The 13,658-nt window shown below is 72.4% G+C and carries 13 protein-coding genes; 8 read left to right on the top strand and 5 right to left on the bottom strand.

Features of this window, described 5'->3' with window-relative positions; translation table 11 throughout:
• Window positions 1-5: 5 nt before the first annotated feature.
• Together E3N83_RS14705 and E3N83_RS14710 are read left to right on the top strand one after the other, a co-directional pair.
• Entirely contained in the window at window positions 6-494 is a 489-nt protein-coding gene (locus E3N83_RS14705) for an SRPBCC family protein (RefSeq protein ID WP_151083936.1), read from the top strand.
• A gap of 20 nt (window positions 495-514) precedes the next feature.
• On the top strand, window positions 515-970 hold the full coding sequence (locus E3N83_RS14710) for an SRPBCC family protein (RefSeq protein ID WP_151083937.1): 456 nt from the start codon (window positions 515-517) through the stop codon (window positions 968-970).
• An 18-nt stretch (window positions 971-988) separates the two neighbouring features.
• Here E3N83_RS14710 and E3N83_RS14715 read toward each other — a convergent pair whose 3' ends face one another.
• Genes E3N83_RS14715 through E3N83_RS14725 form a run of 3 tightly spaced genes read right to left on the bottom strand, consistent with a single transcriptional unit; the run spans window position 989 to window position 3,620 of the window.
• On the bottom strand, window positions 989-3,115 hold the full coding sequence (locus E3N83_RS14715) for a heavy metal translocating P-type ATPase (RefSeq protein WP_151083938.1): 2,127 nt from the start codon (window positions 3,113-3,115) through the stop codon (window positions 989-991).
• A 1-nt stretch (window position 3,116) separates the two neighbouring features.
• Complete coding sequence (locus E3N83_RS14720) at window positions 3,117-3,323, bottom strand: heavy-metal-associated domain-containing protein (protein ID WP_151083939.1); 207 nt, start codon at window positions 3,321-3,323, stop codon at window positions 3,117-3,119.
• 12 nt (window positions 3,324-3,335) lie between these two features.
• Window positions 3,336-3,620 (bottom strand): metal-sensitive transcriptional regulator, encoded by a 285-nt coding sequence (locus E3N83_RS14725; protein WP_151083940.1) that lies wholly within the window; start codon window positions 3,618-3,620, stop codon window positions 3,336-3,338.
• A gap of 123 nt (window positions 3,621-3,743) precedes the next feature.
• On the opposite strand from E3N83_RS14725, the gene ppc reads away from it, so the two are divergent.
• The 3 genes from ppc (at window position 3,744) to E3N83_RS14740 (ending at window position 7,741) form a co-directional block, all read left to right on the top strand.
• Window positions 3,744-6,431 (top strand): phosphoenolpyruvate carboxylase, encoded by a 2,688-nt coding sequence (ppc, locus tag E3N83_RS14730; RefSeq protein WP_151083941.1) that lies wholly within the window; start codon window positions 3,744-3,746, stop codon window positions 6,429-6,431.
• Window positions 6,432-6,545: 114 nt separating this feature from the next.
• The gene (locus E3N83_RS14735) at window positions 6,546-7,322 is read left to right on the top strand and encodes a PadR family transcriptional regulator (RefSeq protein ID WP_151083942.1); all 777 of its coding nucleotides are present in this window, start codon (window positions 6,546-6,548) and stop codon (window positions 7,320-7,322) included.
• Window positions 7,319-7,741, top strand: coding sequence for a DUF1707 SHOCT-like domain-containing protein (locus E3N83_RS14740; RefSeq protein ID WP_151083943.1), 423 nt, complete (start codon window positions 7,319-7,321; stop codon window positions 7,739-7,741). The genes E3N83_RS14735 and E3N83_RS14740 overlap by 4 nt, the downstream gene beginning before the upstream one ends.
• A 9-nt stretch (window positions 7,742-7,750) precedes the next feature.
• Here the strand turns inward: E3N83_RS14740 and E3N83_RS14745 are convergent, their stop codons facing one another.
• Window positions 7,751-8,677, bottom strand: a complete 927-nt coding sequence (locus tag E3N83_RS14745; RefSeq protein ID WP_238342923.1) for a GNAT family N-acetyltransferase — start codon at window positions 8,675-8,677, stop codon at window positions 7,751-7,753.
• A gap of 91 nt (window positions 8,678-8,768) precedes the next feature.
• Window positions 8,769-9,338, bottom strand: a complete 570-nt coding sequence (locus E3N83_RS14750) for a YceI family protein (RefSeq protein ID WP_151083945.1) — start codon at window positions 9,336-9,338, stop codon at window positions 8,769-8,771.
• 204 nt (window positions 9,339-9,542) lie between these two features.
• Between E3N83_RS14750 and E3N83_RS14755 the strand changes: the two genes are divergently transcribed.
• From E3N83_RS14755 to E3N83_RS14765, 3 genes are read left to right on the top strand one after another with little or no spacing between them, the layout of a single operon-like run.
• The gene (locus E3N83_RS14755; RefSeq protein WP_151083946.1) at window positions 9,543-10,922 is read left to right on the top strand and encodes a TrpB-like pyridoxal phosphate-dependent enzyme; all 1,380 of its coding nucleotides are present in this window, start codon (window positions 9,543-9,545) and stop codon (window positions 10,920-10,922) included.
• A 37-nt stretch (window positions 10,923-10,959) separates the two neighbouring features.
• On the top strand, window positions 10,960-12,864 hold the full coding sequence (locus tag E3N83_RS14760; protein WP_238342924.1) for a penicillin-binding transpeptidase domain-containing protein: 1,905 nt from the start codon (window positions 10,960-10,962) through the stop codon (window positions 12,862-12,864).
• A 51-nt stretch (window positions 12,865-12,915) separates the two neighbouring features.
• Window positions 12,916-13,647, top strand: a complete 732-nt coding sequence (locus E3N83_RS14765) for a hypothetical protein (RefSeq protein ID WP_151083948.1) — start codon at window positions 12,916-12,918, stop codon at window positions 13,645-13,647.
• Window positions 13,648-13,658 lie beyond the last annotated feature (11 nt).

The raw sequence follows: 13,658 nt of genomic DNA on the forward strand, positions 1-13,658 counted from the left end.
GGGGAATGACCGCGTTCACCGTCCGCAACCGCTCGTCGGCCACCGTGGACGCCAAGCCGGCCGAGGTCTGGGCCGCGCTCACCGACCCCGACCTGCTACCCCGGCTCACGCCGTACCTCCGCGAGATCGAGGCCGAGGGCGACCGCTGGGTCTGGCACCTGAGCAAGGTGCCGGTCCTCGGCATCGCGATCGCGCCGTCGTTCACCGAGCTGATGTCCTTCGAGAAGCCCACGCAGATCACGTTCACCCACGACCCCGAGCGGGCCGGGGAGCGGGCCGGGGTCGACGGCACCTACCGACTCAGGCCCTCGGGTTCGGGCACCGACCTGGCGATCGACCTGTCGATCACCGTGGAGCTGCCGTTCCCGGGCCTGGCCCGCCCGGCCGTGCAGACCGCGATGCGCGGCGTCGTGGCGGCCATGGGCAGCCGGTTCTCCGCCAACCTCCTGCGCCATCTCGGCAGGTCGACCCGGGGTTCGGGTGTGCGCTCCTGAGTCGTGGGTACATCTCTGACATGACCGAACCAAGTACTGACCACGTCGCCGGCGCGGAGACCGAGATCTCCGCCTCGCCCGAGCAGGTCTGGGCCGCACTCACCGATCCCGAGGCGATCTCGCGCTTCATGTTCGGCTCGCAGGTCGAGACCGACTGGCAGGTCGGCAGCGCGATCACCTGGACCGGCGAGTACGACGGCACCTCGTTCGAGGACAAGGGCGAGATCCTCGAGGTCGACGAGCCCTCCCGGCTGCGGATGACCCACTACAGCCCGCTCAGCGGACAGCCGGACGAGCCGTCGAGCTACCACCACCTCGACTACCGCCTCGAGGCGAGCGACGCCGGCACCCGGCTCACCCTCGAGCAGGACGGCAACGACTCCGAGGAGCAGGCCGAGCAGTTCGCCGCCAACTGGCAGACCATGCTCGACCAGGTCAAGGAGTACGTCGAAGAGGGTCGCGGCAACCAGGGCTGAGCCGGCCCGCGCGCCCGGTCAGCGGAAGCGGCGCAGGCGCAGGCTGTTGCCGACCACGAACAGCGAGGATGCCGCCATCGCGGCCCCGGCGATCATCGGGTCGAGCAGACCGGCCGCGGCGAGCGGGATCGCGGCCACGTTGTAGGCGAACGCCCAGAACAGGTTGCCGCGGATCGTGGCGAGGGTACGACGGGCCAGCCGGATCGCGTCCGCGGCCACCCGCAGGTCGCCCCCGACCACGGTGAGGTCGGCGGCCGCAATCGCGACGTCCGTCCCGGTGCCCATGGACAGCCCGAGGTCGGCTGCGGCCAGCGCGGCCGCGTCGTTGACGCCGTCCCCGACCATCGCCACCACGCGACCCTCGGCCTGGAGCCGGGTCACGGTGGCGACCTTGTCGGCCGGCAGCACGCCCGCGACCACGGTCTCGATGCCGACATGCGCCGCGACCGCGCGCGCCGCCGACTCGTGGTCACCGGTCAGCAGCACGGTGTCCAGGCCGAGGGCGTGGAAGCGGCGCACCGCCTCGGCCGACCCCTCCTTGACCGTGTCCGCCACGGTGACGACCCCGCGCGCCCGGCCGTCCCAGCCGACCACCACGGGCGTGCCGCCGGCCACCGCCCCGAGGGCACGACGTACGGCGTCGGGCAGGTCGGCGAACAGCGACGGCCGCCCCACCGTGACGTCGTGGCCCTCCACCCGACCCCGGGCACCCTCACCGGCGAGGCCGGCGAAGTCCTCGACCGGGGGCAGCGGGCCGTGCTCGGCCGCGTACGCGGCGATGGCTCGCGCGATCGGGTGCTCGGAGGCGGCCTCGACGGCACCGGCCAGCCGCAGCGCCTCCGCGGTGGAGCCGTCGGCGACCACGTCGACCACCGACATCCGCCCCGTGGTGACCGTGCCGGTCTTGTCGAGCAGCAGCGTGTCGATCGCTCGCGTCGACTCCAGCACCTGCGGGCCCCGGATCACGATGCCCAGCTGGGCGCCGCGCCCGGTGCCGACCATCAGGGCGGTCGGTGTGGCCAGGCCGAGGGCGCAGGGGCAGGCGATGATCAGCACCGCGACCGCCGCGGTGAAGGCGTCGGTGGCCGAGGCCCCCGAGAGCAGCCAGCCGGCCAGGGTGAGCACGGCCAGGCCGAGCACCACGGGGACGAACACCGCCGAGATCCGGTCGGCCAACCGCTGGACCGGCGCCTTGCCCTGCTGGGCCTCCTCGACCAGCCGGGCGAGCTGGGCGAGCTGCGTGTCGGAGCCCACGCGGGTGGCGCGGACGACGAGCCGCCCCGAGGCGTTGACCGTCGCGCCGACCACGCCGTCGCCCGGACCCACGTCGACCGGGGTGGGCTCGCCGGTGAGCATCGACGCGTCGACGGCCGAGATGCCGTCCTCGACGACCCCGTCGGTGGCGACCTTCTCACCGGGTCGCACCACGAACCGGTCTCCGACCCCGAGCATCGCCGCGTCCACCAGCTCCTCGCGCCCGTCGCGCAGCACGGTGACCTGCTTGGCCCCGAGCTCCAGCAACGAGCGGATCGCCTCGCCGGCCCGGCGCTTGCTGCGTGCCTCGGCGTAGCGGCCGGCCAGCAGGAAGGTGGTCACCACGGCGGCACTCTCGGCGTAGAGGTGCCCCTGGCCCCGGAGCACCGCGACCGCCGACCATGTCCAGGCCGCCGAGGTGCCGATCGACACCAGGGTGTCCATCGTGGTCGCCCCGTGCCGCAGGTTGACCACGGTCGCTCGATGGAACGGCCAGCCGGCATAGCCCACGACGACCGCCGAGAGCACCAGCGACCACCACTCCCAGGCGGGCGGGCGGAGGCCGGGCGACATCGCGAAGGCGACCACCGGCACCGAGAGCACCGCGGCGACCAGCAGCCGGACCGGCCGGACGACCGGCTCCGGTGACGGGTCCGCGGTCGGCAGGGACGCGTCGTACCCCGCCGCGCGCACGGTCTGGATCAGCAGGTCCGCCGGCACGTCGGCGGCCCGGCGGACGTGCGCGCGCTCGGTGGCGTAGTTGACGCTCGCGGTGACGCCGTCGAGCTTGTTCAGCTTCCGCTCGATCCGGTTCGCGCAGGAGGCGCAGGTCATGCCGGAGATGTCGAGGTCGACCTCGACAGCGGCGTCCTGCGTGGTGGAGGTGGTCATCTCAGGCGAGCGCGTAGCCCGCCTCCTCGACGGCACGTCGGACGTCGTCGTCGGCGAGCGGGGCGTCGGCGGTCACGGTCACGGTGCCCTCGGCGAGGAGCACGTCGACGCTGCGTACGCCGGGCAGCTCGGCGACCTCCTCGGTCACCGAGGCCACACAGTGCTCGCAGGTCATCCCGGTCACGGTCCAGGTCTGGGTCTGGGTCATCTCGGTCCTCCTTCAGGAACGCACGAGGCGGGCGATCGCGGCCGACGCCTCGGCGAGCTTCTCGTCGGCGTCGACCCCGGTGCTGACGGCGTCCCGCACGCAGTGCGCGAGGTGGTCGTCGAGCAGGTTGAGCGAGACGGCCTGGAGCGCCTTGGTCATCGCCGAGACCTGGGTCAGGATGTCGATGCAGTACTGCTCCTCCTCGACCATCCGCTGCAGGCCGCGGGCCTGCCCCTCGATCCGACGCAGGCGCTTGAGCACGTCGTCCTTGCTGCTGACGTATCCGGGGTGGTCCATGACGCCACCATACCCCCTTGGGGTATTAACGGGAGAGTCGGAGGTCCTCTCCCCTCCCGGCGGGGCGGACCGGCCCGTGGGCGGCGACACACGTGCGTCACATCCATCGGGAACGATGCAGGCATGGACGACGACGCCAGCAGTACGCCGGACCGCGCCCTGCGCCGCGACATCCGCAGCGTCACCTCGATCCTGGGCGAGACCCTGGCCCGCACCGAGGGGGACGACATGCTCGCCCTGGTCGAGCAGGTGCGCTCGCACGCCAAGCACGGCCGGCTCGACCAGCTCCCGGACTTCGACCTGGCCACGATCACCCGCCTGGTGCGCGCGTTCACGGCGTACTTCCACCTCGCAAACATCACCGAGCAGGTGCACCGCGGCCGGGCCCTGACCCGCCAGAAGCAGGCGGACGGGGGCTGGATCGAGCAGGCCCTCGGCCGGATCCGCGAGGCCGACCTGCCGGCCGAGGAGCTGGCCGGCCTGCTGCGCACCGTGGGGGTGCGCCCGGTCTTCACCGCCCACCCGACCGAGGTGGCGCGGCGTTCAACGATCGACAAGCTGCGTCGCGTGGCGAGCCTGCTCGAGGAGCCGGAGGGGCCGCGCCGTGACCGCCGGCTGGCCGAGGCGATCGAGCTGCTCTGGCTCACCGACGAGCTCCGGATCGAGCCGCCCCAGCCGACCGACGAGGCACGCAACGTCGTGTACTACCTCGAGGGGCTCTCCGCCGCGGCCCTGCCCGACGTGCTCGAGGAGCTGCGCGACCGGCTGGCGACGATGGGAGTCGAGCTGCCGGCCGACGTGCGGCCCCTGCGCTTCGGCACCTGGGTGGGTGGGGACCGGGACGGCAACCCCTACGTCACGCCGGCGACCACCCGCGAGGTGCTGGCGCTCCAGGCCGTGCACGGCGTGCGGATGCTGCAGACCCTGGTCGATCGGCTGCGCCGCGAGCTGTCGGTCAGCGACCGGGTCAGCGCGGTCTCCGGAGAGCTGACCGACCGGATCGCGGAGCTGCTGCCGGGTCTGCCCGAGGTCGAGCCGCGCTACCGGCGCCTCAACGCCGAGGAGCCCTACCGGCTCTTCCTCACCTGCGTGCACGTGCGGCTGGGGCTCACCGAGCGGCGGATCGCCGGTGGGCGGCGGCACGTCGAGGGTCGTGACTACGCCGACGACACCGAGCTGCTCGACGACCTGCTCCTGCTGCACCGCTCGGTGCTCGCCCAGCAGGGCACCGTGGTCGCGAGCGGCGAGCTCGAGCGGCTGGTCCGCACCGTGGCGGCGACCGGGCTCACCCTGGCCACGCTCGACGTCCGCGAGCACTCCGCGAAGCACCACCACGCCGTGGGCCAGCTGCTCGACCGCGTCGGCGAGCTCGCCACGCCGTACGCCGCGCTCGAGCCGCACGCGCGGACCAAGGTGCTCAGCGAGGAGCTGGCCAGCCGCCGGCCGCTGGCCCGCAGCCCCCTGCCGCTCGACGAGGAGGGCGCGGTCACGGCCGAGACCTTCCGGGCGATCCGGTGGGGGCTCGACTCGCTGGGGCCCCGCGTCGTGGAGAGCTACATCATCTCGATGACCCACGACGCCGACGACGTGTTCGCCGCCGTGGTGCTGGCCCGCGAGGCCGGGCTGGTCGACCTGCCGTCGGGGGTGGCGCGTATCGGTTTCGTGCCCCTGCTGGAGACGGTGACCGAGCTCGAGCAGGCGGAGTTCATCCTCGACGCGATGTTCGCCGACCCGTCGTACCGCGAGCTGGTCCGGCTCCGTGGCGACGTCCAGGAGCTGATGCTCGGCTACTCCGACTCCAACAAGGCCGGCGGGATCACCACCTCGCAGTGGCAGATCCAGCGCGCGCAGCGGCGCGCCCGCGACGTCGCCCGGAGGTACGGCGTGCGGCTCCGGTTCTTCCACGGCCGCGGCGGCTCGGTCGGCCGCGGCGGCGGTCCGACGTACGACGCGATCATGGCGCTGCCGTCGGGCACCGTGGACGGCGAGGTCAAGATCACCGAGCAGGGCGAGGTGATCAGCGACAAGTACGCCCTGCCCGCGCTGGCGCGGCAGAACCTCGAGCTGGCGGTGGCGGCCACCATCGAGGCCAGCGTCCTGCACCGCACGGACCGCCGTACCCCCGACGAGAGCCGGCGCTGGGACGCGATGATGGACCGGATCTCCGAGGCCGCCCACACGCGCTACCGCGGCCTGGTCGAGGAGCCCGGGCTCGCCGAGTACTTCCTGACCTCGACGCCGGTGGACCTGCTCGGGGCCCTGCACATCGGCTCCCGCCCGGCCCGGCGGCCGGACTCCGACGACGGCCTCGACGACCTGCGCGCGATCCCCTGGGTGTTCGGCTGGACCCAGTCGCGCCAGATCGTGCCCGGCTGGTACGGCGTGGGGTCGGGGCTGGCGGCGGTCGCCGGTGACGTCGAGGTGCTGCGCGAGATGTACGCGCGATGGCCGTTCTTCCGCACCTTCCTGGGCAACGTGTCGATGACCCTGGTCAAGACCGACCTCGAGATCGCCGCACGCTACGTCGCCCTGGCGCCGGAGTCGCTCCGGCCGCTGCTGGAGAACGTCCGCGCGGAGTTCGACCTGACCGTCGAGCACGTCCTCGCCGTGACCGGCGACGCTGCGCTGCTCGACCGCGAGCCGACCCTGCGCACCACGCTGGACATCCGGGAGAACTACCTCGAGCCGCTCCATCACCTGCAGGTCGAGCTCTTGGGTCGCTACCGGCGCGGGGAGGACGATCCGGCGCTGGAACGTGCCCTGCTGCTGACCATCAACGGGATCGCGGCCGGAATGCGCAACACCGGCTGAGCCACCGCGCATCCGGCCCGGGCCCTTGTGTCGCCCCGATGGTCGCCGTACGCTCGCGATATATCGTGATCGGTCGACGACAGTGTCGGCTGGACGGGAAGAAGCGGGGCGATCATGGGTGAGCAGGGTTTCGGGCGTCAGTGGGCGCGCGAGTTCGAGTCGCGGTTCGGCAACCACCAGGCGTGGCAGAGCTTCGGTGGTCGGGGCGGCCCGTGGGGCGGCAGCTGGGGGCCGCAGGGGCGTTCGGGTCCGCCGCCGTGGCTGGCCGGGCTCTTCGGGCTGGCCGGCCAGGACCCGCCGCGCGGACCCCGGGTCCGCCGTGGTGACGTGCGGGTGGCGATCCTGGCGGTGCTGGCCGACGAGCCGCTGAACGGCTACCAGGTGATCGGCCAGATCGCCGAGCGCTCGGGCGGCGCGTGGCGGCCGAGCCCGGGCTCGGTCTACCCGACCATCTCGCAGCTGGAGGACGAGGGCCTGATCGAGGGTGACGACGAGCGCGGTCGTCGTACCCTGCGGCTGACCGCCGACGGCCGCACCTATCTCGCCGACCATGCCGACGAGGTGGCCGCGGTGTGGGCGCCCTTCGACGGACCCGGGGAGACCGGGGAGAGTGGCGAGGCCGAGCGGTCGTCCTCGTCGTGGGCCAAGGGCCGGTCCGACTTCTCGGCGCTGAAGCCCGAGCTGGGCCGGGTGATGAACGCGGTGTGGCAGATCATCAGCACCGGCACCGACGAGCAGCGCCGGGCCGCGATCGGGGTGCTGGTCGAGGCCCGCCGCGGCCTCTACGGCATCCTGGCCGACCACCCGGGCGACGAGATCGACGAGATCGACGACCTGGGCGACCGGCACGATCCGGACGGGCAGGACCTGGGAGACGGGGAGCGGTCGTGAGCGGCGCGCAACTGCGGATCGGCGACGACGACCGCGAGACCGCCGCCCGCGAGCTCGGCGAGCACTTCGCCCTCGGCCGGATCACCGCCGAGGAGCACTCCGAGCGGCTGGACCGGATCTGGGCGGCCCGGACCCAAGCCGAGCTGAGCCCGGTCTTCGCCGACCTGCCGAGGCCGCCGGGTGCGCGCCAGGCACCCTCCGGCCACGCGGCCTGGGGCTCGTGGCAGCCGCCGGTCGTCGCCCGGTCCCGTGGCTGGCGTCCGCCGGCTGTCCCGTTCCTGCTCAAGGCGCTGCTCGCGGTGATCGTGCTGGTCCTGGTGCTCTCCCACCTCTCGCTGCTGGTGGTGGCGCTGCTGCTCTACGTCTTCGGCGTACGGCGGCTCGCCCGCCGCGGCCACCGTCATCCCCGCTGGCGCTGACCGGGAGGATCAGACGTCGACGGCGCGGTGCACCCAGGTGCCGACGACCTGCATGCCGACCTTCTCGTAGAGCCCCAGCGCGCCGGTCCGCGAGTCGGTGGACAGTGCCGCCCGGGTCGCGCCGTGCTCGCGACCCCGCGCGAAGGAGTCGACGAGCAGCGCCTGGGCCAGGCCCTGGTGCCGCTGGTCGCTGCGCACCGCCAGCCGGCTGATGAAGGCCTCCAGCGGCGGACCCTCGAACATCTGGACCAGTGCGCAGCCGACGATCACCCCGGCCGCGTCGGTCACGACCCGGAAGTGCCAGGGCTCGAAGCCGGGGCGCCGGACCGTGACCGCCAGGAAGTCGTCGTACGTCGACCGCTCGCGCACGCTCCACTCCAAGAACGCGTCCTCGACGACGTCGAGCACCGCGGGGTACTCCTCGGGATCGGCCGTGCGGATCGCGTAGCCCTCGGGAAGGGGCCGCTCCGGGATGTCGGTGCCCTCCGGCAGGGCCAGCGCCCAGCTGGTCCAGCGGACGAACCAGCCCAGGCTCTCCAGCAGCCGGTCGGCGGTCGACCCCTCGGGGACCGGACTGCCGATGATCGTGCCACCGAGCCGCGCGGTGCGGACCGGCATCCAGGCCGCGAGCGCCGTACCGATCCCACGGCGGCGGTACGACGGGTGCACGCCGGCGTCGCCCCGGCCGCTCGCGCTCACCTCGGCGTAGGCGACCAGCGTCGGGCCGTCGAAGACGCCGACCGTCGACTCCTCGACGTCGAAGCTCGGCCGCTGCCAGTCGCCGACGATGTCGGCCTCCTCGATCTCGACCTTGCCGAGATCGGCCTGCTCCTGGGCGGCCATCACCTCGTAGACCGCCCGGGCGTCGGTCATGGTCAGCGGTCGTGAGGTCAGGCCGTCGGCCAGCACCTCCGCCGGCAGCGTCAGCTCGTCCACGGGCGGCATTCAACCGCCCCGGCCGCTCGGGTGCACCCCAATAAGCTCCGACCCGGCTGGTGGGCACCAGCCGGGTCGGAACGTCCTCGTGCTACTTGGCGATCGCGGAGATGTCGAAGTCGAGCTTGATCTTGTCCGAGACGAGGAAGCCGCCGGTCTCGAGGGCGGCGTTCCAGGTCAGGCCCCAGTCCTTGCGGCTGATCGTGGCCTGGCCCTCGAAACCGATCCGCAGGTTGCCGAACGGGTCGCGGGCCGATCCGCTGGCCTCGAAGTCGATCGAGATCGGCTTGGTGACGTCCTTGATGGTCAGGTCGCCGACGATCGTCCAGTCGTCACCGTCGCGCGAAACGTCGGTGGAGGTGAAGGTGATCTCGGGGTAGGTCTCGACGTCGAAGAAGTCGGCGCTGCGCAGGTGCGCGTCGCGGTCGGCCACGCCGGTGTCGATGCTCTCGGCCTTGATGTTCACGACGACCTTGCTGGCTGCCGGGTTGGCGGTGTCGACGACGGCCTCGCCGGTGAAGTCCTTGAACTGGCCGCGGACGGTGGTGACCATCGCGTGCCGCGTGCTGAAGCCCAGGCGGGAGTGGGTCGGGTCGAGCGCGTAGTCGCCCTTGATGTCGTCGACGACGGTGGTGGCGGGGTCGAACGTGTTGTCAGTCATGTGGGGGTCTCCTCTTGGATGAATTTTCAACCACTTGGTGAGTAGAACGCAGGACCGCCGAGAACATTCCCGGGACCTGGGGTGACCCAGGTCACACAGGCTCACCCGGGCGGCGCGCACCAGGTCGATGACCGGCGGACCGCCCGCCGGGGCCTCCAGAAACCTGGGGCTGACAAGCCGGTCACCGAGTGCTTGGCTCGGGCCATGCCCCGGACCGCCGACCACAAGATCCTGCTCGCCGAGAGCGAGATGCCGACCCGCTGGTACAACGTGCTGCACGACCTGCCGACTCCGCCACCCCCGGTGCTGCACCCGGGCACCGGCCAGCCGGTCGGCCCCGAGGACCTCGCGCCGCTGTTCCCGATGGACCTGATCCTCCAGGAGGTCTCGCAGGACCAGTACGTCGAGATCCCCGGCGAGGTGCTCGACGTCTACCGCCTCTGGCGGCCGTCCCCGCTGTTCCGTGCGCACCGGCTGGAGAAGGCGCTCGGCACCCCGGCCCGGATCTACTACAAGTACGAAGGCGTGTCGCCGGCCGGCTCGCACAAGCCCAACACCGCCGTGCCCCAGGCCTTCTACAACAAGCAGGCCGGCATCTCGAAGCTGACCACCGAGACCGGCGCCGGTCAGTGGGGTACGGCGCTCGCGTTCGCCTGCTCGCAGTACGACCTCGAGTGCGAGGTGTGGCAGGTGCGGGCGTCGTACGACCAGAAGCCCTACCGACGGATCATGATCGAGACCTTCGGCGGCGTCGTGCACCCGAGCCCGAGCGACCTGACCGAGGCCGGCCGGTCGATCCTGGCCCAGGACCCGAACTCCACCGGGTCGCTGGGCATCGCGATCAGCGAGGCGGTCGAGGTCGCGGCCCAGCGAGGCGACACCAACTACGCCCTGGGCAGCGTGCTCAACCACGTGCTGCTGCACCAGACCGTGATCGGCGAGGAGGCCCTCCTCCAGCTGGCGATGGTCGGCGAGACGCCCGACCTCCTGGTCGGCTGCACCGGCGGCGGGTCCAACTTCGGGGGTCTCGCCTTCCCGTTCCTGCGCGAGAAGTGGGCCGGCCGGATGTCGCCGGTGGTCCGCGCGGTCGAGCCCTCCTCGTGCCCGAGCCTGACCCAGGGCACCTACGCGTACGACTTCGGCGACACCCTCGGGATGACGCCGCTGATGAAGATGCACACGCTCGGTCACGACTTCATCCCCGACCCGATCCATGCCGGCGGCCTGCGCTACCACGGCATGAGCCCGCTGATCAGTCACCTCTACGAGACCGGCGAGATCGAGGCGATCGCGAAGAAGCAGTCGGAGTGCTTCGCCGCCGGCGTCCTCTTCGCGCGCACCGAGGGGATCATCCCGGCCCCCGAGCCGACCCATGCCCTCGCCGCCGCGATCGAGGAGGCGCACCGGTGCACCGAGACCGGTGAGGAGAAGGTGATCCTGACCGCGCTGTGCGGGCACGGCCACCTCGACCTCGCGGCGTACGACGCCTACCTGCGCGGTGAGATCACCGACCACAGCTGGGACGACGCAGACCTCCAGGCCGCGGTAGCCGCCGCGCTGACCCGGCTGCCTTCCCTGGCCTGACCGCCGGCCCTCCCGGGCCTTTGACAGGATGGCCGCCATGGGGACCCCTCGGCTGCCATCTCTCCTCGTCCTCCCGGCGGCGCTGGTCGCGCTGGTGCTCGCGCTGGCCGGCTGCGGGGGCGGGGGCGACTCCGGCCCGAGCCCCGACCCGACGGCGAAGGCACTGGCGGACGGACTCTCCTCCGGTGACCTGTCGAAGGTCGCGTTCGTCGGCAGCACCCCGACCATCGTGCAGAAGCAGTACGCCGCCGCCGTCTCGGGGCTCGGTGCGGTGAAACCGACGGTCACCGTTTCCGGCGTCTCGAAGAGCAGCAGCACCGCGGCGACGGCCACCCTGCACTGGACCTGGCCGCTCGGGAGCGGTTGGAGCTACACCACCCGCGTGCCGATGCAGACCACCCAGGACGGCAGCGGCTGGAGGGTCCCGTGGCGGCCGGCCCTGGTCGAGCCGACGTTGCAGCCGGCCGAGACCCTGTCGGCGACCACGGTGCCGGCGACGCGCGGCGACATCCTCGGGCCCGGCGGGGTGGGACTGGTGACCGACCGACCGGTGGTCCGCTTCGGGGTCGACCGCACCAAGGTGGGCCCCGCCGCCGCCCTCGACTCCGCCCGGCGGCTGGCGCAGCTGACCGGCATCGACGTCGCGTCGTACGTCAAGCAGGTCAAGGCGTCCGGCCCCCAGGCGTTCGTCCAGGCGATCGTCTACCGCCAGCAGGACGCGCCGTCGGGGCTGGTCGGGCGGGCGACCGCGATCAAGGGCGTCGACGCCCTGGCCGACCAGCTGCCCCTCGGGATCACCAAGGAGTTCGCGGCCCCGATCCTGGGATCGGTCGGGCCGGTGACCGCCGACATGATCAAGCAGAACCCCGGCGTCTACCGGGTCGGTGACCTGGCCGGCATCTCCGGCCTCGAGGCGCGGTACGACGAGCAGCTGCGGGGCACGCCGGGGGTCGAGGTGGACGCGGTCGGCTCGGACGGCAAGCACCGCAAGCTGTTCGCGACCAAGCCGGTCGACGGCACGCCGCTGAAGCTGACCATGGTGCCTCGCCTCCAGATGCTGGCCGAGCGGATCCTGGCGAACGTGGCCCCGGCCAGTGCGATCGTCGCGATCCGGCCTTCCACCGGCGCGATCCTGGCGGCGGCCAACGGGCCGGGCAACAACGGCTACAACGACGCGACCTACGGCCGGTTCGCGCCGGGCTCGACCTTCAAGACCGTCGACTCGCTGGCGCTGGCGAAGAAGGGCGTGACCCCGTCCACACCCGTCGACTGCCCGACCAGCGTCACGGTGAACGGCAAGGTGTTCACCAACGACAGCTTCTACCCGCCGTCGGCCAACGGCCGGATCACCCTGGCGACGGCGATCGCCAACTCCTGCAACACCGCCTACATCAACGAGCGGACCCGGCTGGGCTCCTCCGACCTCGTCGACGCCGCGGCCACGCTCGGCATGGGGGTCGACCACGACCTCGGCTTCCCGGCGTACTTCGGCAACGTCGTCCCGCCCGCGTCGGAGACCGAGAAGGCCGCGGACATGATCGGGCAGGGTCAGATCCTGGCGTCGCCGATGACGATGGCGACGGTGATGGCATCGGTCGTGGCCGGGCACACCGTCGTACCCCAGCTGGTCACGTCGGTGCACCCCGACCCCACCTCACCGACGCCGCTGACCTCGGCCCAGGACGCGATGCTGACGACACTGCTCCGCGGTGTCGTCACCGGGGGCACCGGTATCGGGCTCAAGGACGTGCCGGCACCACCGGTGATCGCGAAGACCGGCACCGCGGAGTTCGACCGCAACGGCAAGATCCTCACCCACGCCTGGATGATCGCCGGCCACGGAGACCTCGCCGTGTGCGCGTTCGTCGACGTCGGTACGACCGGCGCCGGCACCGCCGGTCCCCTGCTGGAGCAGTTCCTGCGCGGCGCGCACGTCCGGTGACGATCCAGCGGCGCTGCTGGACTGGCGCCGTGCCGAGCGCGACCATCGGTCATGGGCGATCGCGGACGGCGGCGGGGCGGGCGGGCGTCCGGCCTGGCCATCGCCCTCGTGCTGGTGGGCTGCGGCCACTCGCCTCCCGCCCCGAACGTCGCGACGGTCACTCGGACCGACGACGTGAGGGCGGCGTACGACGCAGCGCTCGCGGGGCTCGACGCGCAGTATTTCGACGGGCTCGACGTGAGCTCACCGACCACGGTGCGACAGGTGCTGCGCGTGGCTCCGGATGGACATGACCAGATGATCGCGGAGTGGGAGGGCGCGCTGGCCGCGGGGGCCGCTCGGGCCCGGCTCCGGCATCCCGCGCGGCTGAGCCTGGTCGCCGTCTTCGAGCACGCCGCGGGGGAGGCCGTGCCCGACGAGGAGGAGTACGGCTACCGGGTCACGGGTCATCCCGTCGCTACCCGGGCCTCCGACTCCGAGCTCGAGGCGGAAGCGACGGCTGTCCTGCGGGGCTTTCCCCTGACACCGACGACGGTGCGGGTGCTCCATCCCCTCGGCCCGGCCGTGGTCGTCGAGGCGACAGCGGCGGACGCCGCCTCGGTCGACGGCCGGATGGGGGAGCTCGAGACGGCGTTGTCGTCCCGGCTGCCCGGAATCGACGGTCTGTACCTCGCGGTGGACGGACCCCGCGGCCCGCTGTTCCGCGGCGAGAGCGCGGCCCGCATCTCCGAGGGCGGACAGTGGTTCGCGAAGGGGTTCGACAGCGGGATCGCGCACGGGTGACCCGGACGGAC

It is taken from the genome of Nocardioides cynanchi (assembly GCF_008761635.1).
Taxonomy (GTDB): domain Bacteria; phylum Actinomycetota; class Actinomycetes; order Propionibacteriales; family Nocardioidaceae; genus Nocardioides; species Nocardioides cynanchi.